Here is a 21810-nt window from a genome sequence, read left to right as displayed (position 1 = left end):
AGGGGGAGGTGTTCCTTGAGAAGGCGAATCGGCGACCGAATTTTCGACCTGTGCAACGTCGCGGTGCTCGGATTGATCGGAATTACCGCCTTGTTTCCGATCTACTACACGTTTATACTTTCGTTTACGGATCCGGTCGAATATTACCGCAGGCCGCTCATCTTGTTCCCGTCGCGGTGGTCGCTGGACGCGTACAAATATTTAATGTCGACCGGCACCTTTCTCGATGCGCTCGGCAACAGCGTCTTCCTCGCCACCGTCGGAACGGCTCTGAGCCTTGTCGTCAGCTCCGGCCTGGCCTATGCGATCTCGCGCAAACGGCTCCGTTTTCGAAGATTCATCATGTTTGCGATTTTGTTTACGATCTTGTTCCAGCCCGGGCTCATTCCCTCGTACCTGGTCGTTCGTCAGCTGGGACTTATCGACAGCATATGGTCGCTCATTATACCGTCGCTTACGAGCGGCTGGTATGTGCTGCTGATGAAAGGCTTCTTCGACAGCATTCCCGACAGCCTGGAGGATGCGGCCCGCATGGACGGCGCGAACGAAATGGGGATCTGGTTCCGTATCGTCCTGCCTTTATCCTTGCCGGCATTGGTGGCGTTCGGGCTCTTTTTCGGGGTCGGCTATTGGAACACGTTTTTCAACGCAGTCATGTACATTAACGATCACCACAAGTGGCCGCTTCAAGTCATTTTGCAAAATATGCTCGTCGACCCGACCTCGACGGCGAACGGAAGCGCCGCCGATTTTCGCGCGGATCGAAAGCTGCCCTCGGAAACGTTGAAAATGGCGGCTATCGTCATAGCCACGCTGCCTATTATGATGGTGTATCCGTTTTTGCAGAAGCATTTTGCCAAAGGGGCTATGGTAGGCTCAGTCAAGGAATAACCGTATGCCGAATATGAACATGAAAAGGGAGGCCAACTATGAAAGTAAAACAAGCTTCGCTCAGTCTTGCCGTACTGCTCGCCGGATCCGTCGCGCTAGCCGCCTGCTCGAACAGCGGCAAGTCGGGCGCGGAAACCGGAAATTCGGGCAGCAAGCAGCAGGTTACGGAAATTACGATGAACACGCTCAGCTATGCGACGGAATTCCCCGACGAGAACGACGTGATCTTGAAGGAGTTCGAAAAGAGGACCAACACGAAGCTGAAAATCGACTGGGTCCCCGTTACGACGTCCGACGATAAATTCAACGTGCTGTACGCGTCCGGGAACTTGCCGGATCTGACCTTCGTCGAAGATTTGGGCAACCAGCAAATCCGCAGCATGATCGACCAAGGCGTCTTTTGGGATCTGACTCCGTTCATCAAGGACTACAAGAACTTGTCGAACCCGGCGATTCAAATGATGTGGGACAACTCGAAAATCAACGGCAAAAATTACTCGATCCCACGGTTTTACCCGACTCACGGCGGCGGCGTGTTCCCGATGCTGCGCAAGGACTGGCTTGACAAGCTGGGGCTGAAACCGCCGCAAACGATGGACCAGTTCTTCGACGTGCTTAAGGCGTTTAAAGACAGCGACGCCGACGGCAACGGCAAAAAGGACACGGTGCCTTATTCCTCGGGTCCCGCCAGCATGGGCTTTGTGTACGGCGTTTACAACGAAACGCAGGGGGATTGGAAGCTGAAGGACGGCAAGCTCGTGCCGGTCATGACGGAGGACGCCTCCCGCGACGCGCTGCTCTGGATCAAGAAAGCGTACGACGCCGGTCTGTTCCCGAACGATTTTGCCATTCTGAAAACGTCGCAGCTGAACGATTTGCTGCTGAGCGGAAAAGCGGGCGGACAAGGCTTCGCGATGAACAATGCCATTACGCGGACGATCGAAATCCGCAAAGTCGATCCGAAAGCCGATCTCATCCCGCTAACGTCGCTGAAAACGGCGAACGGCGCGCCTTATACGCCTTCCACGCCGGGCTTTTACGGGCATTTCCTCATTCCGAAAAAGGTGCCGGAGGCGAAGGTGAGAAAGCTGCTGCAATTTATGGATTACGGGTATAGCCCGGAAGGAAACGAATTGGCCAATTACGGGATCAAGGATGTCCACTTCAAGCTGGAGAACGGCAAGCGCGTTTTGACTGACCAGTTCAAGAAGGACAAGGTGGACATCGGCTTCCAGTACATTTTCCTGAAGCTGAGCGACGAGCAGGTGCTGGGCGACCCGAGTATGGCCGATGCGGCCACTTACGCCCGCAATCAAAGCATTCTCGACGAGAGAAAGAAGATCAACGTGCCGAATCCTGCGCAGGGCCTCGTCTCGGACGCCAACACGAAGCTGATGCCGGACATCAAGAAAAAGGTTGACGATATGCGGATCAAGGTCATCCTCGGGCAGGAAAAAATCGAAGCGTACGACGATTTCATCAAGAAGCTGAAGGACGATCCGAACCTGCAAAAGGTGACGAAGGAAATGAACGAGGTGTACGCGCAAGCGCAAAAAAATAAATAAAGCAAAAGCCCGCGGCAAGTCGTCAGCTTGCCGCGGGCTTTTTTTCAACGCTTGGCATTTTGTTCGCGGAACTGGCCGGGAGTAATGCCTTCCGCCTTTTTGACGCCCGGATCAGGTAAGAAGGCTGGTACCGGAGCATGTCGGCGATGTCGTTCACTTTCAGGTCTGTAGACAGCAGCAGCTCTTTGCACTTGTCAAGGCGAAGGCGGGTGACGTAGTCGATGAAATTTTGCCCCGTTCGCTGCTTGAAGCTTTTGCGCAGCCGATAAAGACTCAAGTTATATTGATCCGCGTATTGCTCGATGGAAATGTCCGTCATGATATCCTGTGGCAATGCGGCCAATATCGCATCGACCGCTTGCACGGCTTCCGCATCGGCGGAGCCGGACATTTCCTGCAGAAACGGATGAATGAGCTGGTTTTCCAGCCAGACCGGCATCTTTTCCGGTTCGCGGATGCGGAGGAATTCCTCAAACATATGCTTGCCCGGATACAGGGTTCGGACTGCGCGCGCGCAGAGATCGTGTCGAGCAAGCTGGACAACAGCTTCGTCATCCCTTGATGGACGGCCATTTCCGTCGCTGACCGCTCGGTTAAAACGCTCAGAAATTGACGGATCAGCCGAATCGTTTCGTCTTTCATGCCAAGGCTTAGCGCGACGACGATTTCCCGTTCCAGCTCGAGCGGGTAGGAAGACGGCTCTTCCGTATGTATCGGGGCCAGGTTATCGAGATCGAGTATTTGATTGCGCTCCAGTACGTTGCGGTAGCGGAGGGCGTGCTGCGACTGCTCCAGCAGTAGCGGCGCATCCAGAATCGAACCGGTAATCCGGCTCACCGTTACAGTGACGCGGGTCTGAAGAACATGGCTCAACGTCGTCATGAGCTGGTTGCCCAGCGTCTTCAGCTTTTCCTTCAACTCGTCGCGGGGCCGGTCGTCGGAGATGACAAGCACCCCAATCGTCAAATCGTCCAGCAAAACCGTGTGGAACATAGGGAATAGCGGGGCGCATACATCCTTCATGATGTTTGTCGTGGCAAAGGATAGCAGCTGCTCGTCGTTTTCCGAAAATTTGCCGGAATTCGAAACTCCGTACAGGTGAACGACGAGGATGGCATACAGCTTGCCGCCGATGTCCCAGTTCAATTGGCGCAGCTTGTCTACAATTTGATGCTCCGACAACGAATTGTGGTTTCCTTGCACAATTTGATTCAGGAAGCCGTCTCTGAGCGAGGGAATGGATTCGTTCAGCCGTTTGTTCATCATTTCGCTTTCCTGCAGCTGCCTGATCCATTGGCGCTCGATAAAGGCGATATCGTCGCGTTCCGCAGGAGCGGTTTCTTGCATGCGGAGGAACTTTTCTTTCAGCCGTCGGATCGGATCGTATATTTTTTTGGAGGCGAACCAGGAAAGTAAGAGTGCGATGGCCAAGCCGGCGGTGCTGACGGAAAGGATGAACTTGGACATGGCGGATACCGGCGACAGCACTTGGGACAGAGGGGTGGCCGACAAGAACGTCCATGTCGTGCCAAGCCGGTTCAGCTTCTCGTAGGAAACGGAGTACGCCTCGCCCTTCCACTTGTAGATGAACGTATCGTTCTGCACATCCTGATTCATCACTCTCTGTCGGAGGGAGCCGGCGAGCTCAAGATTCGGGTTGCCCTCGTATGAAACCGGGGACGTGACGTAATCTCCCTTCTCATCCAGCAAAAACGACGTGCCGGTACCCGGGATCAGTTTCTGCAGCAGCCGGTTCAGCACCTCCGGGTTCAAATACAGCAAAAATGCGCCGAACGACTGCTGATACGGTCTGTTGGGCAATTTGATGACGACGGTATGGTATTCCTTGTCTTTCATATGGATTTGCTTCAGTTCGGGCAAATAGTAAATCGTCTGATTGCGATCAAGAAGCGAGCTGAATATCCGCTTGTCTTCGTCCGTCTCGATCGTGCGGACGCCGGAGTCGTAGCTGATCAGCTTGTTCGAATCTTTTAAATACAGGAAGACGTTCTCGATCAGCGGGTTGGATTCCCTCATAAGCATAAGCGATTTGAGCAAATCGTTCGTTCGGTTAAATTGCTGAGCGAAATCCAGTTGATTCAGGCTTTCGTCGAAGCCGGGGTTGAACGCCAGCTGGGCAACGAACAGCTCCAGATGGGACAAATAATCGTCGACGCGCTGAACCGACTGCTTTAACTCGATTTGATGCGCTTTCGTAAATTCCGAAGCAATGCGCCCGCTGCCGAAATAATAAAGGCTGATGCCGAGCAGGGAGACGGGGACGCAGGTGATGACGAGTACGAGGACGAGACTTCTCATATAGAAAGTTTGTTTTTTCCATGCGGACTGAATCCACAGCAACATCGATCACATCCCGGGCGGTTGTCGGCTATTGATTTATTGTATCATAGTTCTATTTTGTTGTGCCTATTGCCTTGAGGGGCCCGCGCCCGGACTGCGCGCATTTTTTGTTGACAACGAGCTCCTGCTCATGCCAAAATGTACACGCGTACATTTTTCGGCATCGGTGGGAAAGGTGGAGTAAATATGGCGACGCGCAAAGAAGTCGCCGAGCTGGCGGGCGTGTCGGAAGCGACCGTATCGCGCGTGTTTAACGGCGTCGGGCCGCTGAAGGAGGCGACAAGGCGCAAAGTGCTGGAGGCGGCGCAGCGGCTCGGATACCATCCGAATGCGATCGCGCAAAGCTTCGCCCTCGGCCGCAGCGGGAACGTTGGCGTCGTGCTGCCGCACGTGCCGAAGGTGCATTTGTTCTCGGCGTATTATTTCGCCGAAATCTTGAGCGGTATCGGCGAGGCGCTGCGGGAAAACGGCCGCGACATGCTCGTGCTGCTGCGCTCGCCGGACGAGGAGCCAGGTTACGCGCAGCTGTTCCGCACGCGCAAGATCGACGCCTGCATCGTGCTCGGCGCGCGCGACGTGCCGCAGCAGCTGGCGGCGCTGCGCGAGCTGCGGCAGGAAGGGATGCCGTTCTGCCTCGTCAACCAGCGCTATGACGGCGAACGGTTCTCCGTCGTGGACGCCGACCATGTGCAGGGCAGCTACGAAGCGACGAAGCATCTTGTTGAACTGGGCTACAGGCGCATCGCGTTCATGAACGGGTCGCCCGAATATTCCAATTCGCGCGACCGGCTGCTCGGCTACCGCCGGGCGCTCGCCGAGGCGGGCCTTGAGCCGCCGCCGGGCGGACTGCTAGAAGGCAACTACAGCCGCACCAGCGGCCTCGCGGCGGCGGTCCGGGTGGGCGAACTGCGAAGCAGCGGGCTCGAGGCCGTCGTCTGCGCCAACGACCGGATGGCGATCGGCCTCGTGCAGGGGCTGCGCGAGCGCGGCGTGGCCGCGGGCCAGGACATCGCCGTCGTCGGCTACGACGACAGCGATGCGGCGCGGCTGTGCGACCCGCCGCTGACGAGCGTGTCCGTCCCGTTCTACGAAATGGGACGGACGGCGGCGCTGCGGCTGCTCGCAGCCGCGCAGCAAAGCGGGGCGCAGGCGGCGGAGCCGTTCGCGGCGACACTGCCGACGAAGCTCGTCGTGCGCAGCTCGGCGGTGCGCAGGGGCGGCATGTGACGTCCGGAGCGGAACGCGGGGACGGGAACATTTTGCGAATCGATGGGGAGGTATCGGGTGATGGGCAAGCGGGAAGTGCGAGTCGGGATGGTCGGGTATAAGTTTATGGGCAAGGCGCATAGTCATGCTTATCGGGATTTGCCGATGTTTTTCCCGCAGACGGCGAGGCCGGTCATGAAGCTGATCTGCGGCCGCGACGAGGCGGGCGTGAAGCAGGCGCAGCAGCAGTTCGGCTGGGAAGGCTGCGTGACGGATTGGCGCGAGCTGCTGCGGCGGGACGACATCGATCTGATCGACATCAATGCGCCGAGCGACGCGCACAAGGAGATTGCGATTGCGGCCGCCCGGGCCGGCAAGCATCTGTTTTGCGAGAAGCCGCTGGCGCTTACGCTCGCGGATGCGCGCGACATGCTGCGCGAGGCGGAGGCGGCCGGCGTGACGCACATGGTCGGCTTCAACTACCGGTTCGCGCCGGCGGTGCAGCTGGCCAAAAAGCTCATCGCCGAAGGCAGGCTCGGACGCATTTATCATTTTCGCGCCTGGTTTTTGCAAGACTGGATCGTCGATCCCGACTTCCCGCTCGTATGGCGGCTGCAAAAAGAAGTCGCGGGCTCCGGCTCGCACGGCGACCTCGGCGCGCATCTGATCGACCTGGCGCATTACCTGGTCGGCGGCATCGACGAGGTGATCGGGATGAGCGAGACGTTCATCAAGGAGCGGCCGCTGCCGAGCTCGATGACCGGGCTGAGCGGCAAAGGGAGCAAGGACGGGCCGCGCGGCGAAGTGAACGTCGACGATGCGACGCTGTTTCTGGCCCGATTCGAGAGCGGTGCCCTCGGCAGCTTCGAGGCGACGCGCTTCGCGCCGGGACACCGCTGCACGAACGCGTTCGAAATTAACGGCTCGCTCGGCAGTGTGAAGTTCGATTTCGAGCGGATGAACGAGCTGCAGGTGTATTTTACCGGCGATGCGGACGACGTGCAGGGCTTCCGCCGCGTGCTGGCGACGGACCCGGCGCATGCGTACAGCGAGGCGTGGTGGCCGCCGGGGCATACGATCGGCTACGAGCATACGTTCATCCACGAGACGGTGGAGCTGATGAACGCGCTGCAGGAAGGCCGCCGGGCGGCGCCCGATTTTGCCGACGGCGTGAAATGCCAGCAGGTGCTGGAGGCTGTCGACTTGTCGATCGCTGAGCGCCGCTGGATCAAAACGAGCGAGGTGTAATGTGGCGATGGCAAAGCAAGCGTTGATCGTCTGGGGCGGATGGCTCGGACACCAGCCGCAAGAGGTGGCGGACATTTTCCGTACGGTGTTAGAGGAGGAAGCTTCGCCGTGGAAGTGTCCGACACGCTGGAAGCGTTCGCGGACGCGGAAAAGCTGCTGGCGCTCGACCTGATCGTGCCGATCTGGACGATGGGTGAAATTCGCGGCGAGCGGGTGAATAACGTCTCGGCCGCCGTGCAGGCGGGCGTCGGGCTCGCCGGCTGCCACGGCGGCATGTGCGATTCGTTCCGCACGAGCGTCGACTGGCAGTTCATGACCGGCGGGCAATGGGTCGCCCATCCGGGCAACGACGGCGTCGAGCATACGATCCACATCAAGCACAGTTCGGGCGGGCTGCTGGCCGGCATCGAGGACTTCACCGTGAAGACGGAGCAGTATTATCTGCACGTGGATCCGGCCAACGAGGTGCTGGCGACGACGCGGTTCCCGGTCGCACCCGGTCCGCATTCGCCGAACGGGCCGGTGGAGATGCCGGTCGTCTGGACGAGGCGCTGGGGCGCGGGGCGGGTATTTTACAACTCGCTCGGGCACCAGGCGAACATCATCGAGCTGCCGCCGGTGAAGCTGATGATGCGCCGCGGCTTCCTGTGGGCGGCAGCAGGCAAAGCGGCGGCGAGCGCGGCGGCAGGCGCGGCGGGTGCGGCGACGGCGACGGCGGCGTACACCGGCATGGCGGACAGTCACTATTAAGACGAGCGGAGGGCTTGGGCGAAGATGAACAAGGTGAAAGTGGGCATTATCGGCACCGGCAACATCAGCGGCATCTACTTGAAAAACGGCTCCGTCTACCGCAGCTACGAAGTCGTTGCGTGCGCCGACCTCGATCCGGAGCGCGCCGAAGCGCGGGCGGCCGAATACGGCATTCGCGCCTGCAGCGTGGCGGAGCTGCTGGCCGATCCCGAAATCGAGCTGGTCATTAACCTGACGATTCCGGCGGCGCATGCCGACGTCTGCTTGCAGGCGCTGGAGGCGGGCAAGCACGTGTACGTGGAAAAGCCGCTCAGCGTCACGCGCGAGCAAGGGCGCGCCGTGCTGGAGCTGGCTGCGCGCAAAGGCTTGCGCGTCGGCTGCGCGCCGGACACGTTTCTCGGCGGCGGCATCCAGACGTGCGTGCAGCTGATCGAGCAAGGCGCGATCGGCGCGCCGGTGGCGGCGACCGGCTTCATGATGGGCCGCGGGCACGAGCATTGGCACCCGGACCCGGCGTTCTATTATCAAGTCGGCGGCGGACCGATGTTCGACATGGGGCCGTACTACTTGACGGCGCTCGTGGCGCTGCTCGGCCCGATTCGCCGCGTGACCGGCTCGGCCCGGACCACGTTCCCGCAGCGGACGATTTCCAGCAAGCCGAAATACGGTCAAACCGTAGACGTAGAGGTGCCGACGCACATCGCCGGCGTGCTCGACTTCGAGAGCGGCGCGATTGCGACGCTGGTGACGAGCTTCGACATTATGGCCGGCACGAAGCTGCCGAACCTGGAAGTGTACGGCAGCGAAGGTACGCTGCGGGTTCCGGACCCGAACACGTTCGGCGGGCCGGTGCTGCTGCGGCGGTTCGGCGAGGACGATTTCAGCGAAGTGCCGCTGACGCACGGCTATGCGGAAAATAGCCGCGGTATCGGCGTCGCCGACATGGCGGAGGCGATTCGCAGCGGCCGCCCCCATCGCGCGAGCGGCGAGCTTGCCTTCCACGTGCTGGAGGCGATGCACGGCTTCCACGACGCTTCCGCCGGCGGCAGCCATTACGAGCTGGCGAGCCGCTGCGCGAAACCTGTTCCCCTCGCGGCGCAAGCTGTGCTATAATGGCAAGAAAAAAAGCATCGGCTAAAGCTGCAGCCGGATGCTTTTTTCGCTAAAGGGAGAGAAACCGTTCATGCCATCGATGCAAAGCTTGGCTCTCGTCACCGACTTCGACGGTACGCTTATGGAGCAAGACGTCGGCGACGAGCTGATGGAGGCGCTGGGCGTCCGCTCGCATCCTGCCGTGCTTGCAGCGTCCGCGCGGGGAAGGCGCGGCGAAATCGGTTCTTACGACTGGATTCCGGTAAGCTACGGACAGCTTGCCGGGCGGCAGCGGGATGTCGATGCGGTCATTGAGCGGGTGCATCCGCGCGCCGGGGCGGCCGAGCTGTTCGCTTTTTGCCGGGAGCTGGGCATTCCGATTACGATCTTAAGCGACGGCATGGAATATTACATCCGCAAGCTGACAACGAAGTTCGGGCTGGAGCCGGACAACATCATCGTCAATCCGATTCGTTACGAAGCGGACGGCAGCTACCGGCTCGGTCTGCAAAACGACAACGAAGCGTGCCGGTGGTGCGGATGCTGCAAGGCGAAAGTGGTGCGCGAGCTGAAACGGGAAGGCCGGCGAGTGATTTATATCGGCGACGGGACAAGCGATGTGTACGGCTCATCGTTCGCCGACTGGACGTTCGCGCGCGGTTACTTGGCGGATCATCTTCGCAGCGCGGGGGCGCCCGCTTTTCCGTTCGAAACGTTCCACGACGTGCTGGACGTGCTGCAGCCGCACATCGCCGCTTTTGCAGACGGCACGATGCACGGCCGGCGCGCTGCGGCCGGCGATCCGTTTTGCAAATTTCAATGAGGCAGATGCTCGTGGAGCGTTGTGACAATATTGTTTTGAAGCTCGTCGTCCCCGTTCTGCCAAATGATCTCGAATAACACGCCGAGCCCGGGCAGCACGCGTTCTTCGGCGCCGATCGAGTCCACGATGACGTCGCGCAGCTCCTCGGCCGATTTATTGGTCATCCGTTGAATGATGGCTTGCCGCAAATTCAAGTTCATGGTCGACTCCTCGCTTTGTCGATTGGTTCGCATCGTATCTGTCTTAGCATGCGCAGGCGGCAGCATTTTCATGCCGGATTGATGCATATCGCCGGGGTGCGGCGGGAGTCTGCATTTTTGACGCCCGCTACACGGCGCTGTTTTTCGGCGACGGGCTGTCGACCAGATCCGGATCGATCACGGACGAGATAGGCAAATATGTCGGCGACAAATCGCCGTTCAACTCGCCAAACGCCTGATTGCGTTTATAAGAGACAAACTCATCGATCGATTGAAATGCCCCGGCATTCACAACAGAGCCGTTGTCGATTGCGTTAATTTTAAAGCCTAGCAAATTGACCTGCATGGGCGTAAAAAATAGCATGTATGTACTCCTTTCGCTACAGCGCGCTGTTTTTCATGGTCGGGCTGTCGCTGATATCGCAATCGGTCACCCAAGAGAGCGGCAAAAATATCGGTGACGTGTCTCCGTTCTGCTCGCCGATTCCTTGACTGCGTTTGTAGGATACGAAAACGTCGAGGTGCTGGCTGGGGCCCATATTAAATACGGCGGAATGATCGAGAGCGTTAATTTTAAATCCCACAATGTTGATGACTACCGGGGTAAAATGCAAGCCGCGTCACTCCCCTTTGCAATAGGAACGGGAATTCGATCCGATGTGAAAGTGGAATTGGAATCGAACTGGTCCCTGTCGTCCACAAAGCTTTTCGTTCCCACAAATGAGGTACCGTCCCCCATATTTTGCCCGATCCCCATCGTCTTCTTGTCCGAGTTGTGCCATTCGGCCAACAAATTTTGCCCGACATTGATGGCAGAAGCGTTTTCGAACGAATTCACTTTGATGATATTGATGTTAATCACAATCTGCGGGGCTGGCGCCGGCATGTGAACCCCCTCCGATTATTTGTTGATTTTTTGAGAAGATTGGTCCGCCAGATCGTCGTCCATCGTCATGCTGACCGGGAAAATCCAGATGCAGAAGTCGGCATGCTGCTGTCCGGCGCCCTGCGTTTTTTTTGGCGCACACGTTTCTGTTGATATTGCACGTTGTTCCAAAAGAAATGGCGCCTAAATGGTCTGTATTGTTCAAATCCATTTTTCCGATGTTGATTTCAGTTGGCAAAAATATCATGAGCATTGTCCTTTCGGATAAGTATTTTCTAAATCTTATTCCCGGATATCGCAAATATGTGCATTAGCCTTCCGGCTTGGCAAATTCGGCAGGAATGCAGGAGCGCCGCCGTGAATATGTCTTTTACACGAACAATTTGATGCCGACGGCGCTCGGGGAGGGCGATTGCGGGTGGCGCACTATGATCCATTTGCCGAGCAGTATCACCATATGGTTCAAAAAGGAGGGGCGGAGAGCTCGTACCGGTACATTTTGCGGCAATTGCAAAGCTTGTCCGATCTGCAAGGAGCGGCTATATGCGATGTCGGCTGCGGCGACGGGGAGCTCAGCAGCCGGCTATCGCTGCTCGGAGCGGAAGTGACGGGGATCGATCTCAGTGCAAAATTGCTGGCATACGCCCGTGGGAAGACGGGCAACGTGACATGGCTGCAGGACGACGCGATGGTGCTGGGCAAGCTTCCGGACGAAGCTTACGACTGCGCCGTATCCAGCGTCATGCTGATGGACGTTCCCGACCATGGGGCCGTGTTCCGGGCTTGCCATCGCATTTTGAAGCCGGGAGGCGTTATGGTCTGGACCGTGATGCATCCTTGTTTTCAATCGCCGTTCAGTTATCCGATGGGGGACGGTTCGCGGAAAGTGATGCAGTACGCGCCTCAATTTTGGAAGTCCGGCGGCACGGGGACGATACGCTCGACGCTGGGGGCCTATCATCGGCCGCTTGCCCAGTACATCAACGATTTTATGGCGTCCGGTTTTTCTTTGCTGCGGGTGGATGAAGTCGAGCGAATGGACACGTCGGTCGACGATCTTCCGCTGCTTTTTGCCGCTGTCGGCCGCAAGCGGGAGTAGGGTGCGTTGTCGAGGTGCCCGGTGGTGTCTAGGGGTGCCTGGCGGTGCCTGTGTGGCGCCTTTCGGTGCCTGGCCCGTGCCTGGCCTAGGGGTGTCTAGCCGTGGCTGGTGGTGCCTAGCCTAGAGGTGCCTAGCCGTGGCTGGCGGTGCCTGGCGGTGCCTAGCGGTGCCTGGCGGTGCCTAGCCAAGGGTGCCTCGGGAATGAGGCTTCGAGGTGCCTGGCCCGTGCCTAGCCTAGTGGTGCCTCGGGAATCAAGCTTCGAAGTGCCTAAGGGTTATAGGGAAGCTTCGTTGCAAGCTGAGTTGCTCGCGGGTTGGATAGGATTGTGTGCTTTGTTGTCGCTTGCCCAGTCTGGTTTCGGAATGCGGATGACGGTTGAGCCGACAGTGGAATTTTGACTGTTGCTGAGCCCCGAAAGATGGCCGCTCAACGAGTGGGATATAGCGATGCGGCGAGATTAGCTGAATAGCCCGGAGTTTGAACGAGTCCTTGTTTCCGGGAGATCTCGGAACATGCTGCGCTGACAATATCGGCCGAAAACTGAGGGGCAAGGCAAGAGCACCCTTCCTAGCGGTTAGCGGAAATTTGTTCCGCTATTGGCGTATTTCCCGGGTATTTCCCGAAAATAGCGGAACGGGAGTACGTTATCTCTGCATTTAAGCGGGGATCCCTGTCGTTTGGGCGCCGATAGCGGAACTGCGTTCCGTTAAACTTTCTCGGGTGCCCTGCTGGCCGTGCAATAACGGAACTGCGTTCCGCTATGCTGCCAAGAAAGTTGCTCTGCGACATGCGCGTGTGAAGATTAGGCTCTGACCGTTGCCCGCCAGTAGGCGTTTCTCAAGCACGGTTGGAAGCACAGTTTCCAGAAGTTTCCTGTTCCCGAGAGAGGCGGAGCGGAGTATGGGAATGTGAGTCGGAGCTACAAGTTTTGCGGCAAAACTCGCATCGTAAGCATCAGCCTAATTCGTGCTCCCTCAAAAACAGTTCCCTCAATGCAATTGACTAAAGCACATTTGCATGCGCAGTTTACTCGCCGCCGCGCCAGCCGCTTGCCAATGCTGCGGACGTTTCTTCGCCCCATACCGCGGATGCGGCGCTTTTTTGGCAAAAACTGAAACAATATTTCAAAATACTTATTGATTTATGAAATAAAATTTATTACAATGAAAACGCACACAACTAATCGTGTTCACAAAGGGCGGGTAGCCGATGATTCAAGGTGTATTGTCCAGCTTGGAAGAAGCGATGGCCACGCTCAAGCCGACGGAGCGAGTGGCCGCCCGGTTCATATTGGATCATGCGGAAACGGTCGTCGGCAGCTCCGTGCAGAAGGTGGCCGAGCTTGCCGGCGTCAGCGAAGCGACGATCGTGCGGCTGTGCCGCTCGGTGCATTGCAAAGGGTTCCAGGAGCTGAAGCTGAAAATAGCCGCGGACTTGTCCAAGTCGGTCAAGCCTTTGGAATCGTACCAGGAAATTCATCTCGACGGCTCTATCGACGATTTGATGGACTCGATCTCCCATAACAATATCACTTCGATTCAGGATACGCGAACGGTGCTTTCTGCCGAAAGCGTGAGACAAGCTATCGATACGTTGTTTTCCGCGCGCAAAATCGCCCTTTTCGGCGTCGGGGCGTCGGCGGTCATCGCCGAAGATTTTCACCAGAAGCTGCTGCGGATCGACCGCTGGTGCGAGGTCGGCACCGGATTCGATATGCAAGCGACGATTGCCGCCAATCTGACCCCGGAGGACGCCGTGTTCGGCATCTCCTACTCCGGACAAACGGAAGATATGATCCGTTCGCTCACGATCGCCAAGGAGGCCGGAGCTACCGTGATTGCGTTAACCCGCTTCGGATCGAATCCGGTTGCCGATCTGGCGGACATCAAGCTGTTTACGAGCTCGCTCGAGAAAAGCATCCGCAGCGGCGCGATGGCGTCGCGGATCGCTCAGCTCAACGTAGTGGATATCGTCTATGTCGGCATTGCCGGCAAGCAGTACGAACGCACCGTAAAAGCGCTGGAGAACACGCGTCAAGCCGTCAAATCGGCGAAACGGGGCGGGTAACAGCGGTTCGATACGGTTTTCCCCTCGCGCACGCCGTGAGGTGAAACATAGATGCAAGCCACTACAACAAATCATGGGAGGATCAGAAAATGAAAAAATGGTTCAGCGGCATCGCGGCGACGGTTTTGCTCACTTCCGGCTTGCTCGCCGGCTGCAGCGGCAAAACCGACGATAAGGCAGGGCAAGGCGCGGGGAACGCAGGCACTTCGGCTCCGGCGGCTAGCAAAGAAGCTCCGAAGGCTGAGAAGGTCAAGCTGACGATCGGCAGCTGGAGAACGGAAGACGTCGACGCTTACGCCAAAATCATTCAAGAATTCAACAAAACCAATCCGAACATCGAAGTCGAATTCAAGCCGACGAAAAACACCGAGTACAACACTCAGCTCAACGTCGCGCTGCAAAGCGGAAGCGGTCCGGACATCATCCACCTGCGCCCGTATGCGGCCGGCGCCCAGCTCGCCGATGCCGGCTATCTCGAGCCGCTGGACAGCATCAAGGGGCTGAGCTCGTTCCCGAAAGAGACGCTGCTCGCCGCTACCGGCAGCAACGGCAAAGTGTACGGCGTACCGACCGTGTTCAGCGCAACCGAAATTTTCTATAACAAGAAAATTTTCCAGAAGTACAATTTGCAAGAGCCGAAAACTTGGGACGAGCTGATGCAAATTTGCGAAACGCTCAAGAAAAATAAAGTGACTCCGTTCGCATTCGGCTCCAAAGAAGGCTGGATCTTGTCCTTGACGCAAGGCGCGCTCGGACCTGCTTTCTACGGCGGCACCGATTTCATGAACAAAGTGGTATCCGGCCAGACGAACTTCAAGAGCCCGGAATTCATCAGCTCGATCAAAATGATGAAAGACTTGACGCCGTACTTCCCGGACAACTTTGTCGGCATCGGCATGGACGATATGCGCAACCTGTTCGTTACCGAGCAAGCGGCGATGATGGTAATGGGCGACTGGGAAATCGCCGTAATGCGTAAAGCCAACCCGGATTTGCAAATGGACGTGTTCCCGGTTCCGCCGAAGACGGCCGGAGGCAAAGCGACGGTTACGACTTGGGTTGACGGTTCGTTCGCGGTGAACGCCAAGTCCCCGCACAAGGCGGAAGCGATGAAGTTCATGGACTTCCTGACGACGAAAGAAGCCGGCACGGTTATCGTCAACAATCTGCTGAAGCCTAGCACGATCGCCGGTATTCAAGCGCAAGATCCGCTCGTCGCCAAAATTTCGAAATACGCCGATACGCAGTCGACGCCTTACATGATGGTCGTTTACTTTGCCGGCGGCAACCCGACGACCAAGGGAACACTGGAAAATACGATGCAGGGCATGTACCAGAACATGCTGACTCCGGAGCAAGTAGCGGACAAAGTGCAGCAAAGCGCAGACACCTGGTTCAAGCCGAAGAAATAATTATGTGAAGGGGCGGGGGCATGAAAAAGTCTACCGGAGCTATAGGGTGGAGGAAGGGAGCGGTTCATCTGTTCCCGCTTCCTGCCCTCGTCGTTTACGTTCTGTTTGTCGTGTATCCGATCGCCGCGGCATTCGGATACAGCCTGTTCGACTGGAAAGGACTCGTGCGCGGCAATTTTATCGGGCTCGGCAATTTCGTCAGCCTGTTCACGCGCGAGCCGTTCAATCATTTGTTCTGGAACGCTTTCGGGCATAACTTGTACTACTTTGCCATTGAGATGGTCGTTCAGAACGGACTCGCCTTCCTGTTCGCCTGGCTTGTTTACACGAAGCTGAAAGGCTCGGGTTTTCTCAAAGTCGCTTACTTCATCCCGAGGCTGCTGTCCGTCATCATCGTCGGATTTCTATGGAAGCTTATCTTGAATCCGAACAACGGCGTACTGAACGTGCTGCTCAAGAAAGTAGGGCTCGCTTCGTGGGCAAAGCCATGGCTCGGCGACACGCATACGGCGCTCACGTCCATCACCTTGGTGAACAGCTGGTACGGTGTCGGCTTCACGATGCTGATCTTCCTCGCCGGGCTCCAGGCCATATCGGGCGAAGTGCTGGAAGCGGCGAAGATTGACGGGGTACGGGGTTTTCGGCTCATTCGCACGATGGTGCTGCCGATGATGATACAGTCGGTCATTATCGTGACCGTGTTTACGTTTATTCACGCTTTCGAAGCTTTCGAACTCATATTCGCCATGGAAGGCTCGCAGGGCGAACCGTACAATTCTACCGACACGCTCGCTATCTTCTTTTACCGGATTGCTTTCGGCGGTTCGAGCGGCGGCGATTCGGTCGCCATCGGCCTCGGCTCGGCGCTTGCCGTCATTTTGTTCCTTATCATTGCCAGCGTCTCCGCTTTATTCCTATATTTGACCCGTAACCGGGAAGTTCAACATTAAGGAGGGACAGCGAATGAACTCGGGCAAAGCGTTACGCACCGTCCAATACGCGCTCGCCTATCTCGGTGCTTTGATCAGCTTGTATCCGATTTTTCTGATGCTCGTTTCCTCCTTGAAGACGAACATTCAGATCTTGAAAAATCCGGTTGCGTTGCCGACCAAGCTATCGTTCGCCGCTTATGAGAAGCTGTGGAAGCAGATTCCATTCGGCAGCTATTTGACCAACAGCATCTTGGTCAGCGTGCTTGCGGTGTTGCTCATTTTGCTGCTGGGCGTGTTCGCGTCGTATTATATCGCCAGGTATCAGTTCCGGTGGAACGGCGCGCTGTACTTCTTCTTCCTGCTCGGCATGATGATTCCGATCAAGCTAGGAATCGTGCCGCTGTTCATGCTGATGAAAAACTTGGGCCTATTGAACAACATGGGGTCGCTTCTCAGCATTTATACGGCGATTGGCTTGCCGATCTCGATTTTGATTTTGACCGGCTTTTTCCGGACGCTGCCGCGCGAGCTGGAGGAAGCGGCGCGCATCGACGGCTGCGCCGATTTCGGCGTCATCCGGCACGTACTGGTGCCGCTCATGCGGCCAGCGCTCGGCACGGTCATGATCATCAATTTCATTACGGTATGGAACGACTTCTTTTTCCCGCTCATCTTCATTCAGGACGACGCCAAAAAGACGATCCCTGTCGGCATGATGTCCCTATTCGGCCAATATTCGGCGGATTGGAGCATGCTGTTTGCCGGGCTGACTCTGGCTTCGCTGCCAATGCTGATCTTGTTCATTCTGGCATCGCGGCAGTTCATGGACGGCATGACGGCAGGGGCCGTCAAATAACGGCTCGCCAGATCGAAACGGTCTTCCAGCTGCAAAAGGAACGGACGACAAGGAGGGACCGTAAGTGGCATCCGAAGCCAATTTCGAACCGATAACGGAACAACGAAACGAACGAAGCGACGGGCTGGACAGTTTGCCCGTTGCCGACATTGTGCGCCTCATGAACGAGGAAGATGCGACTGTACCGGCCGCTGTCCGGTCCGCACTTCCGCACATTGCGGCGGCGATCGAGAGCATCGTCCTGCGCATGCAGGCCGGCGGCAAATTGTTTTACGTCGGCGCCGGTACGAGCGGACGGCTCGGCATCCTCGACGCTTCCGAGTGCCCGCCGACGTTCGGCGTCGATCCGAGCCTCGTCACCGGCATTATCGCCGGGGGCGAAGCGGCCATTCGCCGAGCCATCGAGAATGCGGAAGACAATTGTGAGGCCGGTGCTCTTGACGTAGCGGCAGCAGTTACCGCGCAGGATGCGGTGGTCGGCATCGCGGCAAGCGGCAGCACGCCGTACGTCATTGGCGCGGTACGCGAGGCGAAACGGATCGGAGCACTGACGGTCGGGATTAGCTGCAACAGCCGCACGGCGTTAAGCCGAGAGGTGGATATGCCGATCGAAGTTCCGGTCGGTCCCGAACTTATTACCGGCTCGACCCGGCTGAAAGCGGGAACCGCCCAGAAGCTGGTGCTCAACATGATTTCGACGGCGGCGATGATCAAACTGGGCAAAGTATACGGCAATCTGATGGTCAACGTGCAGGCGACCAACAGCAAGCTGCGCGAGCGCGTCGTCCGCATTATCCGGCAGGCGACGGGGGCCGACGACGCTACGGCCCGCCGGGTGTGCCAAGAAGCGGACGGCGATGCGCGCGCCGCCATCCTGATGCTCCGCTTCGGCATCCCGTTGTCCGAAGCGGCAGCGGCGCTTGCGGCAAGCGGGCATCATTTCGGCGCCGCCGTCAGCTTGCTCGAGAGCAAGCGCCGCGCATAAAACGTTATTGGAGAGCCTGTCCTTGCGACCGGCTCTTCGGCTTGCTTCATCGGAAAGTATATTGCGCGCACTCAATCCTTGGCCGATTCCGTGCGAGAAGCGGGGACCGCCCGAACTGCCGGCCTATGGCCGTTTCTTCTTGCGTTGAAGACGCGCTGTTAGTTGATTATAATGAGGAAAATGTCCGAACGGTCAGAAAGGTGCCCTTTTCCATGCCCGCATCCGAAATTACTTCCGTACAAAATCCCCGCGTCAAAGAATGGGCGCAGCTGCGCGAACGGAAAGGCCGCGACAGCCAGCAGCGCTATCTCGTCGAAGGTCCGCACCTCGTCGAAGAAGCGCTTCGCTCGCGCGCGCCGGTCGTCTCGGTGCTGTATGCGCTCGGCCGCAGTGTGCCTCCGGGCTTGCGGGAGCTCGCGGAGCCCGGCGTTGAATGGATCGCCGTGAGCGAAGCGGTTCTCGCCAAGCTCGCCGATACGCAGACGCCGCAAGGCGTGCTTGCCGTCGTCGAGCGCACGCCCTTTAGCGCTGAGCAATTTTTCCGCGTGAAGCGCAGTCTCGTCGTCGTTCTCGACGCCGTGCAAGATCCCGGCAACGTCGGCACCATTATCCGCTGCGCCGATGCGGTCGGCGCGGACGGCGTCGTGCTCGGCCGCGGCACCGCCGACTTGTACAATCCGAAGACGATCCGCTCGACGATGGGATCGCTGTTTCATCTGCCGATCGTAGAGGCTGATCTCGGCGACATTTTGCCGCGGGCGAGCGAGGCGGGGGCCTGCATCGTCGGCACCAGCCTGCAGGCGGCGCGCTCGTGCTACGAGACGGACCTGACGCAGCCGGTCTGGCTCGTTTTCGGCAATGAGGGTCAGGGCATGTCCGCACGCACCGCCTCGCTAGTCACCGACCCGGTCATCATTCCGATGCACGGCCAGGCCGAATCGCTCAACGTGGCGATGGCGGCGACGGTGCTGCTGTTCGAGGCGTCTCGGCAAAGAAGGCATGCGCGGGGGTAGAGCGGGACTCCCTCACGTTAGTTGCTATGTCGCTTAAAAGTTGAAAGGGCTGCCGGAATGGTCTCACCATTCCGGCAGCCCCTTCTTTGCGGTCAGCCCTACTTGGAGTTGATGTTAAACAGAACCCGGGCGATCAGATCCTGATTGTAATTGCCGAAGTTTTTCCCGTATATGGTCAGTCCGCCGACGTTTCCGGTTTCCGCCACGCCAATTTTAAACTTGATGTCTTCGTTATGTTTCAGGTTAACGTCAGTAATCTTTACATCCGAAATGCGCCAGCCATCAATGAACGTGCCATTCTCGTTAATGCGTAACAGCTTAAGCAAGCCGTTTTGGTTCAGATGGAGCGGCCACCAGTCCGGATTATATTTCCCCTTCTCACCGCCGAAATCGCCTGGCGATGTCCATGCGCCAACTTTAACGTTGTTCACGTAAAAGACGATGTCCGACGGGTAATCATTATTATAGCTGGGGGCTTCCGAACCTAGTTCCATAATGAATTGAAGTTCGTTGAAGCTCTGGTTCGGTTTCAGGTAATTGGGAATGCGGTATTCCAGAAATCCTTTCGAAAGCCAAACGATGCCGGCGTTAATATGCTGCGGATCGGCGAAATAGCGCGGATTGTCAAATTCTCCGATGATGCTGTCCTTTGTCGCCAGCCCGCAAGTGGGATCGGCGTAATAGTCAATGTAATGGCCGACCCGAATATCCACGTCGTAAACGTTCACTTCGCTTCGGTTTTTCAACTCCACGGTCAGCATTTCTTCGTTAATGTAGCAAATCTTCTGAATCCCATGTTTCCCCACCGCGGTCGTGATGCCGATCAAGCCGCTTTGTTCCAGCTTCTTGATATGCATGGTTATGGCCCCGTTGGACAACCCCAACTTCTCGGCTATTTCATTTAAATTTAAGCTGTCGTAATGATTCAACAGCTCCAATATTTCAAGGCGGATATCAGAGCTTAACGCTTTAAAGATACCCAGTCCTGACTTTAAATCTTTAATGTGGATCAAAGGTTGCGCTTCCTCTCTGATAAACATATATTTTACAAAATCATAAAACAAATAGATGAAAATGAGAAGTGGCATCGTTTGATATTTGTTGCCGGAGCGAAAATGCCCAAGGGGTACAAAATATGAATTATAGGATCAAATGGTGGCGAAGCGATGCGCGGCCGGGATCATACATTTCGGGCGGCATCTTAAATTTCTTAAATTGAGTTGACACGGATTGGAATGCAAGTTTTTTCGCAATTTTTAAAGGAGACGTACGTTAGTTTGCTTGCCAAGATTTACAGCCTTCTCAAATAAAGAAAAGGTAGGGTACCCTCGGAACTTTCCAGATTCCATAACCAAGGAGATACCCTACCATATTATATAGCTCACACTCAAGTTAACTCTTTTACTGATTCTCTTTCGACCAATTGATACGCTAAAAAATGGTTCCCAGACTTTTGTCCCTTGTCAGGTTCTTTAATGATTTCGATCATGTGTTTCATGCTTTCTTTTCCAATTTCATAAAAAGGCTGGGAAATCGTTGTAAGTTTAGGTATGGTCATATCCGAAATCGATAAATTATCATAACCGATTATTGAAATGTCCTCCGGAACCTTTAACCCGCTATCGATTACACACCGTATTGCACCTATTGCCATTTCGTCAGTAGCCGCAAAAACTGCCGTGATTTTTGTTTTATGGTGGTTTGATAATAATTCTGTCATCGCCTTATACCCGTCATCGTAACGCATCTTACCGTAAACAATTTGTTCGGGGGAGAGAGGCAAGTTGTAATATTGAATCCCTTGCAGAAACCCCTGGTGTCTTAATTCTCCCGAATTATGGTTGTTCGTAATTGCTGAGATAATACCTATTCGTTGATGGCCTCTTGATACAAGATAAGCTACTGAATCAAAAGCGGCCCTCTTATCGTCAATCTTGAAAGCTGGAATACTTCCGGCCTCATGACTGCTTAAGACCATGACAAGCGGAATGCCCAGACGCTTTATTGCTTGGTCGTATTCTTTCGGTATATATCGGCTAGATAGCAAGATACCGCTCACATTGCTTTTTTTAAGAAAATGCAAGGCATTCATTAAAGTTTCTTCTCGAGCATTTGCCCCTTCTTCCAGTTCGTGAAGCAAAATATTGATATTGTTTTCGCGTGCCTCTCGACTCATGCCTTTGTACAACTCCGCAAAATAAAAAGTTGCAATATCGGGGAAAATGACCCCTACTGTAATATCCTGGGCCTTTGAACTTAAAGATTTTGCGACACGATTTGGCGTATAGTCCAAACTTTTTATCGCGGACATTACTCGTCTGCTTGTTTCATTTTTTACCGATTCCGGATTATTCAGCACCCGGGAAACTGTTGCGGTCGATACACCCGCGAGCTTGGCCACATCTTGAATCTTTGCCAAATTA

22 protein-coding genes and 1 pseudogene are annotated in these 21810 nt (G+C 56.3%); 14 read left to right on the top strand and 9 right to left on the bottom strand.

The window, feature by feature from the left end; genetic code table 11:
- Positions 1-15 precede the first annotated feature (15 nt).
- On the top strand, positions 16-891 hold the full coding sequence (locus SD70_RS01150; protein WP_052486919.1) for a carbohydrate ABC transporter permease: 876 nt from the start codon (positions 16-18) through the stop codon (positions 889-891).
- A gap of 38 nt (positions 892-929) precedes the next feature.
- Complete coding sequence (locus tag SD70_RS01145) at positions 930-2456, top strand: extracellular solute-binding protein (protein WP_041044839.1); 1527 nt, start codon at positions 930-932, stop codon at positions 2454-2456.
- Between the two features lie 22 nt (positions 2457-2478).
- Here the strand turns inward: SD70_RS01145 and SD70_RS01140 are convergent, their stop codons facing one another.
- Together SD70_RS01140 and SD70_RS01135 are read right to left on the bottom strand one after the other, a co-directional pair.
- Positions 2479-2775, bottom strand: a complete 297-nt coding sequence (locus tag SD70_RS01140) for a helix-turn-helix domain-containing protein (RefSeq protein ID WP_041044838.1) — start codon at positions 2773-2775, stop codon at positions 2479-2481.
- Positions 2772-4820 carry a PDC sensor domain-containing protein gene (locus SD70_RS01135; protein ID WP_041044837.1) on the bottom strand — a complete coding sequence of 683 codons (2049 nt, stop codon included), beginning with the start codon at positions 4818-4820 and terminating at the stop codon, positions 2772-2774. The genes SD70_RS01140 and SD70_RS01135 overlap by 4 nt, the downstream gene beginning before the upstream one ends.
- Before the next feature lie 183 nt (positions 4821-5003).
- Here SD70_RS01135 and SD70_RS01130 point away from each other — a divergent pair, with 183 nt between their 5' ends.
- The 5 genes and pseudogenes from SD70_RS01130 to SD70_RS01110 all read left to right on the top strand — a co-directional run bounded on the left by SD70_RS01130 (position 5004) and on the right by SD70_RS01110 (position 9936).
- Positions 5004-6044, top strand: a complete 1041-nt coding sequence (locus tag SD70_RS01130) for a LacI family DNA-binding transcriptional regulator (RefSeq protein WP_041044836.1) — start codon at positions 5004-5006, stop codon at positions 6042-6044.
- Between the two features lie 60 nt (positions 6045-6104).
- On the top strand, positions 6105-7271 hold the full coding sequence (locus tag SD70_RS01125; protein ID WP_041044835.1) for a Gfo/Idh/MocA family protein: 1167 nt from the start codon (positions 6105-6107) through the stop codon (positions 7269-7271).
- Between the two features lie 7 nt (positions 7272-7278).
- Positions 7279-8021: pseudogene (locus tag SD70_RS01120) on the top strand (ThuA domain-containing protein).
- Between the two features lie 24 nt (positions 8022-8045).
- Entirely contained in the window at positions 8046-9134 is a 1089-nt protein-coding gene (locus SD70_RS01115) for a Gfo/Idh/MocA family protein (RefSeq protein WP_041044834.1), read from the top strand.
- Between the two features lie 70 nt (positions 9135-9204).
- Positions 9205-9936 (top strand): MtnX-like HAD-IB family phosphatase, encoded by a 732-nt coding sequence (locus SD70_RS01110; protein ID WP_197080894.1) that lies wholly within the window; start codon positions 9205-9207, stop codon positions 9934-9936.
- Here SD70_RS01110 and sspI read toward each other — a convergent pair.
- The 5 genes from sspI to SD70_RS35645 all read right to left on the bottom strand — a co-directional run bounded on the left by sspI (position 9930) and on the right by SD70_RS35645 (position 11193).
- On the bottom strand, positions 9930-10136 hold the full coding sequence (sspI, locus tag SD70_RS01105; protein WP_041044892.1) for a small acid-soluble spore protein SspI: 207 nt from the start codon (positions 10134-10136) through the stop codon (positions 9930-9932). The genes SD70_RS01110 and sspI overlap by 7 nt on opposite strands.
- A gap of 127 nt (positions 10137-10263) precedes the next feature.
- Complete coding sequence (locus tag SD70_RS01100) at positions 10264-10500, bottom strand: hypothetical protein (RefSeq protein WP_041044833.1); 237 nt, start codon at positions 10498-10500, stop codon at positions 10264-10266.
- Between the two features lie 16 nt (positions 10501-10516).
- Complete coding sequence (locus SD70_RS01095) at positions 10517-10750, bottom strand: hypothetical protein (protein WP_041044832.1); 234 nt, start codon at positions 10748-10750, stop codon at positions 10517-10519.
- The gene (locus SD70_RS01090) at positions 10732-11022 is read right to left on the bottom strand and encodes a hypothetical protein (RefSeq protein WP_041044831.1); all 291 of its coding nucleotides are present in this window, start codon (positions 11020-11022) and stop codon (positions 10732-10734) included. The genes SD70_RS01095 and SD70_RS01090 overlap by 19 nt, the downstream gene beginning before the upstream one ends.
- A gap of 15 nt (positions 11023-11037) precedes the next feature.
- Positions 11038-11193, bottom strand: a complete 156-nt coding sequence (locus SD70_RS35645; protein WP_156157827.1) for a hypothetical protein — start codon at positions 11191-11193, stop codon at positions 11038-11040.
- A gap of 247 nt (positions 11194-11440) precedes the next feature.
- Between SD70_RS35645 and SD70_RS01085 the strand changes: the two genes are divergently transcribed.
- The 7 genes from SD70_RS01085 to SD70_RS01055 all read left to right on the top strand — a co-directional run bounded on the left by SD70_RS01085 (position 11441) and on the right by SD70_RS01055 (position 19387).
- Positions 11441-12121, top strand: coding sequence for a class I SAM-dependent methyltransferase (locus SD70_RS01085; RefSeq protein WP_041044830.1), 681 nt, complete (start codon positions 11441-11443; stop codon positions 12119-12121).
- A gap of 1210 nt (positions 12122-13331) precedes the next feature.
- Positions 13332-14189: a MurR/RpiR family transcriptional regulator gene (locus tag SD70_RS01080; protein WP_041044829.1), complete on the top strand. Its 858-nt coding sequence runs from the start codon at positions 13332-13334 to the stop codon at positions 14187-14189.
- Between the two features lie 89 nt (positions 14190-14278).
- A complete protein-coding gene (locus SD70_RS01075) occupies positions 14279-15601 on the top strand; it encodes an ABC transporter substrate-binding protein (RefSeq protein WP_041044828.1) in 1323 nt (440 codons plus the stop codon).
- 20 nt (positions 15602-15621) lie between these two features.
- Entirely contained in the window at positions 15622-16551 is a 930-nt protein-coding gene (locus SD70_RS01070; protein WP_052486918.1) for a carbohydrate ABC transporter permease, read from the top strand.
- Between the two features lie 13 nt (positions 16552-16564).
- A complete protein-coding gene (locus SD70_RS01065; RefSeq protein ID WP_041044827.1) occupies positions 16565-17389 on the top strand; it encodes a carbohydrate ABC transporter permease in 825 nt (274 codons plus the stop codon).
- Between the two features lie 64 nt (positions 17390-17453).
- Positions 17454-18374 (top strand): N-acetylmuramic acid 6-phosphate etherase, encoded by a 921-nt coding sequence (gene murQ / locus SD70_RS01060; protein ID WP_041044826.1) that lies wholly within the window; start codon positions 17454-17456, stop codon positions 18372-18374.
- 212 nt (positions 18375-18586) lie between these two features.
- On the top strand, positions 18587-19387 hold the full coding sequence (locus SD70_RS01055; RefSeq protein WP_041044825.1) for a TrmH family RNA methyltransferase: 801 nt from the start codon (positions 18587-18589) through the stop codon (positions 19385-19387).
- 98 nt (positions 19388-19485) lie between these two features.
- On the opposite strand, the gene SD70_RS01050 is transcribed toward SD70_RS01055, so the two are convergent.
- Both SD70_RS01050 and SD70_RS01045 read right to left on the bottom strand, forming a co-directional pair.
- Positions 19486-20400 (bottom strand): ArsR/SmtB family transcription factor, encoded by a 915-nt coding sequence (locus SD70_RS01050; protein ID WP_041044824.1) that lies wholly within the window; start codon positions 20398-20400, stop codon positions 19486-19488.
- A gap of 374 nt (positions 20401-20774) precedes the next feature.
- Positions 20775-21806 carry a substrate-binding domain-containing protein gene (locus SD70_RS01045; RefSeq protein ID WP_052486917.1) on the bottom strand — a complete coding sequence of 344 codons (1032 nt, stop codon included), beginning with the start codon at positions 21804-21806 and terminating at the stop codon, positions 20775-20777.
- Positions 21807-21810: the final 4 nt, after the last annotated feature.

This window comes from Gordoniibacillus kamchatkensis (assembly GCF_000829455.1).
Taxonomy (GTDB): domain Bacteria; phylum Bacillota; class Bacilli; order Paenibacillales; family NBRC-103111; genus Gordoniibacillus; species Gordoniibacillus kamchatkensis.
The sequence above is the reverse complement of the archived record's forward strand: the minus strand, read 5'-3'. Positions and strand labels throughout refer to the sequence as shown.